Raw genomic sequence first — 7741 nt, 5'->3', positions numbered from 1 at the left:
TGCTGGCCAAGGTTTGGGGCTACGAATATCGGGACGAAACCCATTACCTCCGGCTTTACATCAATTATCTTCGTCAGAAGATCGAACCGGATCCCTCCCAACCCCGCTATATTTTGACGGAGCGCGGGGTAGGATACCGATTTGTGGATTTCCGGGGCGGGGAGCTGGAGCGGCTGAAGCAACGGACCGCTGCGCGTTCGGGGTCCGCATAAGGAAGAGGGCCCCAAGGGAAGGGAAAAATCTTTCGGGGGCTGCCCCGGTCCAGCTTCCGAAAGCTTCCCAAAAATGGGCAAAGCACTGCAGGTTGAAGGGACTTCTGTTATAATTAAAAGCGGACTGTGGATACATCGGGGCGTGGCGCAGCCAGGTTAGCGCACCACGTTTGGGACGTGGGGGTCGTCGGTTCGAATCCGACCGCCCCGACTGGACGCGGGCGTAGCTCAGATGGTAGAGCATCTGCCTTCCAAGCAGAAGGTCGCGGGTTCGAGTCCCGTCGCCCGCTCCTTTCCATGGACTGGCGGTAGGGTCTGGACCGATTGGCGATGTCCCGGATAGAGCGAAGGGGCCCGTAGCTCAACGGCAGAGCAGCCGGCTCATAACCGGTCGGTTGCAGGTTCGAATCCTGCCGGGCCCACTGGGGGAAAGGGGCCTCTGGTTTCAACGCCAGTGGGATGGGCGATCCCCCGCTGGAAAGCAGGTTGGGCACTCTTCCCCTTGGACCATCTTCTCGCCGCTGGGAGGGAGCGATGGTGAACGATCGCCCGTGGTATCGGTTCTATGACCCAGGCGTTCCCCGTTCTCTAGAGTATCCACCAATCCCCTTTTTCCGGTTCCTCGAGGACTCCGCCCGCCGTTTTCCCGATCGCCCCGCATTGATCTTCAAGCCGGCCCATCAGGGATTCGCTGGGAGCGCCATGACCTATCGGGAATTAAACGAGCTCTCCGACCGCTTTGCCGCCGCCCTCTATCATGAGCTGGGGGTACGCAAAGGGGATCGCGTCGCCTTGATCATGCCGAATATCCCCCAATTCGTCATCGCCTATTTCGGAGTGCAGAAGATCGGCGGCGTTGTGGTGGCAACCAACCCCATCTATACGCCTCGCGAGCTGGAATACCAGCTGGCGGATTCAGGAGCCACCGTGGTCGTCGTCCTCAGCCGGATCTACGAGCGGGTGAAATCGATCCAGTCCAACACCCAGGTGCGTCGGGTGGTCGTTACCCACATCAAGGAATATATGAGCCCCTTGCTCAAGATCCTCTATACCCTGGCTCGGGAGCGCAAAGAGGGGGACCGGGTGACGCTCCGGGACAACGATGTGTGGTTCCAAGATCTGCTCCAGCGCTACCGACCGGATCAGCGACCTGCGGTGGAGGTTGGGCCGGACGATGTGGCGATTTTCCAATACACTGGCGGGACCACCGGGCTCTCCAAAGGGGCGGTGGCCCTCCATCGCAATATCGTGGCCAACGTCCTGCAGATTCGAGCTTGGGATCCGAGGCTGCGGGAGGGCCAGGAAGTGATCATGGGCGCCCTCCCCTTGTTCCATGCCTATGGCATGATCGTGGCCTTGGGCCTGGCGATGCAAACCGCCGCGACCCTGGTGCTGGTGCCGAACCCGCGGGACCTGCACACCCTGCTGGATGGGCTGCAGCGTTATCGCGTGACAATGTTCCCCGGTGTGCCCACCCTTTACAACGCCATCAACAACCACCCCGATGTGAAGGCTGGCAAATACAACCTGCGCACGATCCGCGCCTGTATCTCCGGGGCCGCGCCGTTGCTCCTGGAGATCAAGCGGCGGTTCGAGGAGATCACCGGGGCCAAGCTGGTGGAGGGCTATGGCCTCTCGGAGGCGCCCACCGCCACCCACTGCAATCCGTTATATGGCCTGAACAAGGAAGGCAGCATCGGGATCCCCCTCCCGGATGTGGATGCGAAGATCGTCAGCCTGGAGGATGGGGTCACCGAGCTCCCTCCCGGAGAGGTCGGAGAGTTGGTCCTCCGCGGCCCTCAGGTGTTCCAGGGCTACTGGAACCGGCCGACGGAGACCGAGAACACCCTGCGGAACGGATGGCTCTACACCGGCGACATCGCGCGTATGGATGAGGACGGCTATTTCTACATCGTGGATCGCAAGAAAGAGGTGATCAAGCCAGGGGGCTATCAGGTGTGGCCGCGGGAGGTCGAGGAGGTCTTGGCCCAGCATCCCAAGATCAAAGAGGTGGCCGTCGCGGGGATCCCTGACCTACATCAGGGCGAGGCGGTCAAGGCGTGGGTGGTGCTCCATGAAGGGCAGACGGCAACGGTGGAGGAGATCCGGGAGTGGTGTCGGGACAAGCTGGCCCCTTATAAGATCCCACGTTACGTCGAATTTCGAACTGAACTGCCCAAGAGCATGGTCGGCAAGGTGCTGCGCCGCGTGCTGGTGGAAGAGGAACGGGCGAAGAGCCATCCGGTCCAGTGAGAGCGCATGGCCGTCCGCTCTGGATCCTCGGGCCCGGCGAGAGGCCGGGCCCTTGTTTTTTGCTCGGCCTCTCGCTGAGAGAGCTTCCTTCTTGGCAGCCATTCATGCGCTGATCGGAAGCTACCTTGGTCCGGGCCTGCGGCCGATGGTCGGCCTGCGCCGATCGCTCCCCACGTCGGCATTCGCCGACGTGGGGAGCGAAGCGTCGATGAAGGCCGATTGATTAAAAATTAATCTCCCCATTCCGTGCTGAGAATACCCGGTGGGCCGGGCGCCCAAGACGCCCGGCTCACCCCCCAACCCCGCTATGGGTAAGTTAATTTCATCAATCGGCGCCGAGGGGCGAACCGAAGCCCCCTGAGCGCTCGAAGCAGGCGGTTTCATTCAACCCGAACGGTTACCCTTCTTGGTGCCTTGCGGGTTACGGAGGACATTTTTGTTTTGTTCCATTACGCACTGTTTACCGGTGTCCCATAAGCCCCTGAAGAATGTGGGCGATCTCCTCCGGCGACAAGGGAGGGAGGCGCGCTAAGGTGAGGTTGTGCTCCACGTGGGAGACCCGGCCCATCCCTACCAGGGCGGTGGTGATCCCCGGAGTGGAGCGGACGAACTGGATCGCCCGCTGCGCCTCTGAGAAACCCTCCGGGAAGGCGCGTTGGAGCCACAGGGGCCATCCCCGGGTCAGGCGCCCCTGCATCAGCGAGGCGCTTGCCCATACGGTGATCCCCAGATCCTGCGCCGCTTCCAGCAGCGTTCCCCATGCGTCCCCTCGAGGCTGGTTCCTCCGAAGGGCGGCCTCTGGCATCGCCAGATTGTAAGGGAGTTGTACGAATCGGAACCGATGATCCATCCCGCCGACCTCTCGGGCGATGGCCTCGACTTCCATTAGGGAGAGCGCATCCGGCGCCTGGGCGGGCGAGCGATAGGCCGTCCACGTGGCAGTGCCGTAGAAGCGGATGCGCCCCATGGCGGCAGCTTCTTCCAACGCGGCGAAGGCAGCTTGCAGACGCCTTCGGAATTCCTCCCTTGGGATCGCTGCGAGCTGTTCTTCCGGATTGTGAATGAAATACACATCGATGGTCTCTAAGCCGAGGTTGTGTCGGCTCCGATCCAGCTGGTGGAGGAGGTAGGCGGGGGCGATGCAATGGCCGTTCACGAAGTCCTCTCGACGGGCGATCCCGGTCTCCAGGAAATGCTCTTCGATATAGCGCCAGGGATCCTCCGGCCAGTCCCTTTCATACGGGACATAGCCCCCTTTTGTGGCGATGATGAGCTCCTCACGCCGGAAGCCCTGAGCGAGGAGGCGACGAAGTGCTTCGCTGACGCAGCGCTCGCTGCGCTGGAAACGATAATTAATCGCCGTGTCGATCACGTTGCAACCCATCGCAACGGCGCGCTGGATCGCCTCTACATAGCGGGCGTCTGTTTCCGGATCCGGGTGTCCTAGATACGTGCCGATACCGATGGAGGACAGCCATAGACCCTGGGCGGACCGGAAATGACTGGGGTCCGCCGTGCCCTGAAAGCGTGCCGTGTAAGCCTGGGTTCCCTCTAGCGTCGCCCATCCAGGGATCATAGCCGTCCGGATCGTTATCCTTCCAAAGCGCGCCGCAGCTCCGCGGCGTGTTCCCGCTCGTGGTTGCCCAGGTGATAAAACATCCGCTCCACCGTCATCATCGCCCCGATGGCGTGCTGCCCCTCGACATCCAGCTGCTCCTCGGTCAAGGAATCCAGGAGGCCCAGCAACGCCTGGCGGGAGGCCTCCAGATCCTTCAGGATGTCCTCGACCTTCTGGTTCTCCCGCTTCTGAACCTGCCGCTCGTTCCACAAATCCAAGTTAAAACCTTCAGGCATATACCGTTCTCCGGCCAGGACTCGCTGGATGCGGGACATCTGGCCGACCTCCGCGGCGGCCAAGTGGGCAAGCACCTGACGAGCGGTCCACTTCCCGTGCTCGCCTTGGACAGGTTTCTCCCAGTCGGCTTCCCTTAGCTGGGACACTGCCGCCAGCACCTCTGCACGGGTCTGCTCCAGATGAGTTCGGATCGCTGCCTTGCGATCGCTCATCGATTCCTCCTTTTTTGTGGGATCTCTGCGAGGGGCGGGCCGCTTACGCGGGCCGCCCCTCGAGATTGTAATGATTCGGCTGGGCCGTGGGGAGGGAGGATGAAAACGGTTTTGGGGGTGTAGCTGGGAGCCAAAGGCGCCCGGTCACGCCTCCAAAACCTCCACTTTATAACAGATGATGCCCGCCGTCCACGATCAGAACGGCCCCTGTGACGTAATCGGCCTCCATCAGATAGCGCACGGTGTGCGCCACTTCCTCCGGCGTACCGGGGCGGCCCATCGGCACCCGACGGACCAGGCGGGCCCATCGCTCCTCCTCCCAATGAACCGGCTTGAGGATAGGACCGGGGATCACCGCGTTCACCCGGATGCGAGGAGCCAGGGCGAGGGCCAAGGCCCGGGTGAGGGCCACCAGGCCGGATTTCGAGACGGTATGGGCTAGATAATCCGGCCACGGCTTGAGGGCCGAACCGTCCGCAATGTTGATGATCACCCCCTCTTCCATATGGCGTGCTGCGGCCTGGGCGCAGAACATCGGCGCTCGCAGGTTCAGCGCCAGGATCTCATCCCATTGCTCCGGCGTCAGCTCATGCCAACGCGTGACCCGCATCACCGCCGCAGCGTTCACCAGCCCATCCAACCGCCCGAACCGACGGACCACGGCTTCCATCAGAGAAGGGATCTGGGGGGGATCTCGCAGATCAGCGGGGAACGCCTCCGCATCCACCCCCATCGCTTGGATCTGGCGCACAGCTTCTTGGGCTTCCTCAGCGGCGGTATGAAAATGGACGGCGATGTGGGCGCCAGCCCGAGCTAAGTTCAAGGCGATCGCCCGCCCCAATCGGCGCCCCGCGCCGGTCACCAGCACCACCCGTCCCCGGGCCTCCATCTCGGATCACCTCCCCAAAACGCGGGGATCCCGCCTTTCCCTAAGCAGGGCTATTGCTCCAGGGCCTTCAGCACCCACCGAGCGGCCACCAGATCCTGCACGGCCAGGCCTACGGACTTGAAGAGGGTGATCTCCTCTGGGCTCTGACGGCCAGGTTGACGCCCCGCCGCGATCTCTCCCAGCTCCACCAGATCCTGCTCCCGGAGGATCCCTTGTCGGATCGCCCATACCACTTCGCCGGCCTCGACCATAGCGGCTGCGCGGGAATCCACCACCACGCGTGAAGCCCGGCGGAAGGTCTCCTCATCCAGCTCCCGCATCTCCAAGGTGAAGGATCCGATGGCGTTGATATGGGTTCCCGGCCGCAGGGATCGGCCGTCGAAGACGGGGGCCGAAGCGTTGGTCGCCGTGCACACCACATCCGCTTCGGCGACGGCCGCTTCTGGGGTGGGCGCAAGGGCGATATCCTCCGGAACCCCTTCCTGCCCCCGCATCTCCTCGATGAGCTTCCGGGCCCGCTCGGGGGTCCGGCTGTAAACACGCACCCGTTGGATCGGTCGGACGGCGCAGACGGCCAGCAGTTGGGTGCGGGCCTGGGCCCCAGCGCCGATCAGGGCGAGGGACTCCGCATCCGGTCGGGCCAGCAGAGCAGTGGCCAGCCCGGAGGCAGCCCCGGTGCGCCACGCGGTGAGGAAGGTTCCATCCAGCAACGCCATGGGCATCCCGGTCTCCGGATTCAGCATCAGCACAACGGCGGAGATAGTGGGAAGGCCTTGTTCGACGTTACGGGGGAAGATGGAAACCACCTTCAGCCCCAGATCGCGAGGCGGAACGTAGCCCGGCATGAACAAGGCGACCCCTTCGCGTTCAGGGACCGAGATCGAAATCCGCTGAGGGATGTACGCACGCCCCTCGCTAAACGCGATGAACGCCTCTCGCATCGCCTCCACGGCCTGCCACATGGGCAGGGCGTGGCGGATCTGCTCCGCGGTGATCCAACGCAGCATGGAAGATCCTCCGCTCTACTCCGGGTCGATTGGCTCTGGGATCACTCTCGAAGGGCGATTCGCAGCGGCCGCCGTATGCTTTCCTGAATTGGGATGCCGCGCTTCAACCATTCGAGCATGAAGCGCTCCGGGTCGATCGCTCGCTCCACGGGGAGCGCTCCTTTCGGCGTTTCCCCTCGCGCCATCATCCCGGCCACAATGGCGGCATGCCATCCGGTGGTTCGCTCCATCGCCGTAAAGCCGGTCTCCGGATCATAGAAATCCATCAGGTCCAGCGTAAGCTCCATAGGCTGACCCTGGTGGGTTCCTTCGCAGGTCACCCGGAGCACCACCACATCGGCGGGATCCTCTGGGAACCGGAGGCGGGGCTCCACCAACCGATGGAATACCTCGCGGGGGATCACCTGGGCGCCATCGATTTGGATCGGATCGGTTTCCAGAAAACCAAGTTCGGCCAGCAGGCGGATCCGTTCCAGATGGCCAGGGTAGCGGACGGTTTTCTCTTCGTAAGTCTCCAAAATCCCCTGGAAGCTCCAGGGGCAGGTGGAGGTGCCACCGGAGGTGACGAAGGCCTCGCAGGTGCCGACAGGGGGAGGGAAAGTTACGGTTTCGGGCTCCGAGAGGGCTTCCACCTCCACAATGCGTCCTTGGCGGAGAAAGACGGCTTTTCCTGTGTATTCTGCGGTAAGGCCAGTGATGTTAAAAAACAGCTGATATCCCAATGGCCCCTTGGGACGTTGAGGGAGGCCGCCACACCAAATGCGCACATGCCGAGGATGATCCATCTGGCGCATTGCATAAACGGCCAGGGTGTTCCCCAGGCCGGGCATCAGCCCGCAGTCCGGGATGAGGGATATCCCCGCCTCGCAGGCGGCTTCGTTCAGGGCGAGGATCTCCCAGGTGGTCGGGGTGTGTCCGCCCAGATCACACAGGGAGGTCCGGGCCTGGATCGCGGCGTGGGCGAGGAGGGGATTGAACCGGTAGGGGACGGCGCTGATCGCAGCGTTCACGGAGCGGAGGAGATCCGTCGCGGCCTTCTCATCTTGCACATCCAGGGCCACGGGAGAAGCACAGGTCCGTCCCAGCAAGCGGTTCAAGCGCTGAGCGGCGTCCTCCGCTCGGGCGAAATCGCGATCCGCCAAGTAGATCATCTCGGCATCCCCGAAGCGGGCCAGATCATAGGCCGCCGCTGTGCCCTGCATCCCAGCACCGATGACTGCGTAGCGAAACGTCATCGTTTGGGCCTCCGGTTGGTCATAGTCGTTTTTCTTTGCGGGGTGGTATTCTAAACAAGGCCTTGACAAATACCGACA

At 62.8% G+C, this 7741-nt stretch carries 8 protein-coding genes and 3 tRNA genes; 6 read left to right on the top strand and 5 right to left on the bottom strand.

Going from position 1 to position 7741, the window contains the following annotated elements; genetic code table 11:
• The 6 genes from ACFMO5_RS09915 to ACFMO5_RS09890 form a co-directional block, all read left to right on the top strand.
• Window positions 1–212: winged helix-turn-helix domain-containing protein (locus ACFMO5_RS09915; protein WP_376792586.1), on the top strand; the 212-nt coding region annotated here is incomplete at its 5' end.
• A 136-nt stretch (window positions 213–348) separates the two neighbouring features.
• Window positions 349–423 (top strand) — tRNA-Pro (locus ACFMO5_RS09910).
• Window positions 424–429: 6 nt separating this feature from the next.
• Window positions 430–502, top strand: a tRNA-Gly gene (locus ACFMO5_RS09905).
• Window positions 503–562: 60 nt separating this feature from the next.
• Window positions 563–634, top strand: a tRNA-Ile gene (locus tag ACFMO5_RS09900).
• Between the two features lie 112 nt (window positions 635–746).
• Window positions 747–2465 (top strand): long-chain fatty acid--CoA ligase, encoded by a 1719-nt coding sequence (locus ACFMO5_RS09895; RefSeq protein ID WP_376792585.1) that lies wholly within the window; start codon window positions 747–749, stop codon window positions 2463–2465.
• Window positions 2466–2556: 91 nt separating this feature from the next.
• Window positions 2557–2688: a hypothetical protein gene (locus ACFMO5_RS09890; protein ID WP_376792584.1), complete on the top strand. Its 132-nt coding sequence runs from the start codon at window positions 2557–2559 to the stop codon at window positions 2686–2688.
• Between the two features lie 237 nt (window positions 2689–2925).
• Here the strand turns inward: ACFMO5_RS09890 and ACFMO5_RS09885 are convergent, their stop codons facing one another.
• The 5 genes from ACFMO5_RS09885 to ACFMO5_RS09865 all read right to left on the bottom strand — a co-directional run bounded on the left by ACFMO5_RS09885 (window position 2926) and on the right by ACFMO5_RS09865 (window position 7663).
• Entirely contained in the window at window positions 2926–4041 is a 1116-nt protein-coding gene (locus ACFMO5_RS09885) for an aldo/keto reductase (protein ID WP_376792583.1), read from the bottom strand.
• A gap of 14 nt (window positions 4042–4055) precedes the next feature.
• Window positions 4056–4532 carry a DinB family protein gene (locus tag ACFMO5_RS09880; RefSeq protein WP_376792582.1) on the bottom strand — a complete coding sequence of 159 codons (477 nt, stop codon included), beginning with the start codon at window positions 4530–4532 and terminating at the stop codon, window positions 4056–4058.
• 166 nt (window positions 4533–4698) lie between these two features.
• Window positions 4699–5421, bottom strand: a complete 723-nt coding sequence (locus tag ACFMO5_RS09875; protein ID WP_376792581.1) for an SDR family NAD(P)-dependent oxidoreductase — start codon at window positions 5419–5421, stop codon at window positions 4699–4701.
• A 50-nt stretch (window positions 5422–5471) separates the two neighbouring features.
• A complete protein-coding gene (locus ACFMO5_RS09870) occupies window positions 5472–6428 on the bottom strand; it encodes an ornithine cyclodeaminase family protein (RefSeq protein WP_376792580.1) in 957 nt (318 codons plus the stop codon).
• Between the two features lie 41 nt (window positions 6429–6469).
• The gene (locus tag ACFMO5_RS09865; RefSeq protein ID WP_376792579.1) at window positions 6470–7663 is read right to left on the bottom strand and encodes a saccharopine dehydrogenase C-terminal domain-containing protein; all 1194 of its coding nucleotides are present in this window, start codon (window positions 7661–7663) and stop codon (window positions 6470–6472) included.
• Window positions 7664–7741: the final 78 nt, after the last annotated feature.

Origin of the sequence: Thermoflexus sp., assembly GCF_042408365.1 — a bacterium.
GTDB lineage: Bacteria > Chloroflexota > Anaerolineae > Thermoflexales > Thermoflexaceae > Thermoflexus.
Note: the sequence above shows the minus strand (reverse complement) of the source record. Positions and strands in the feature narration are given on the sequence as shown.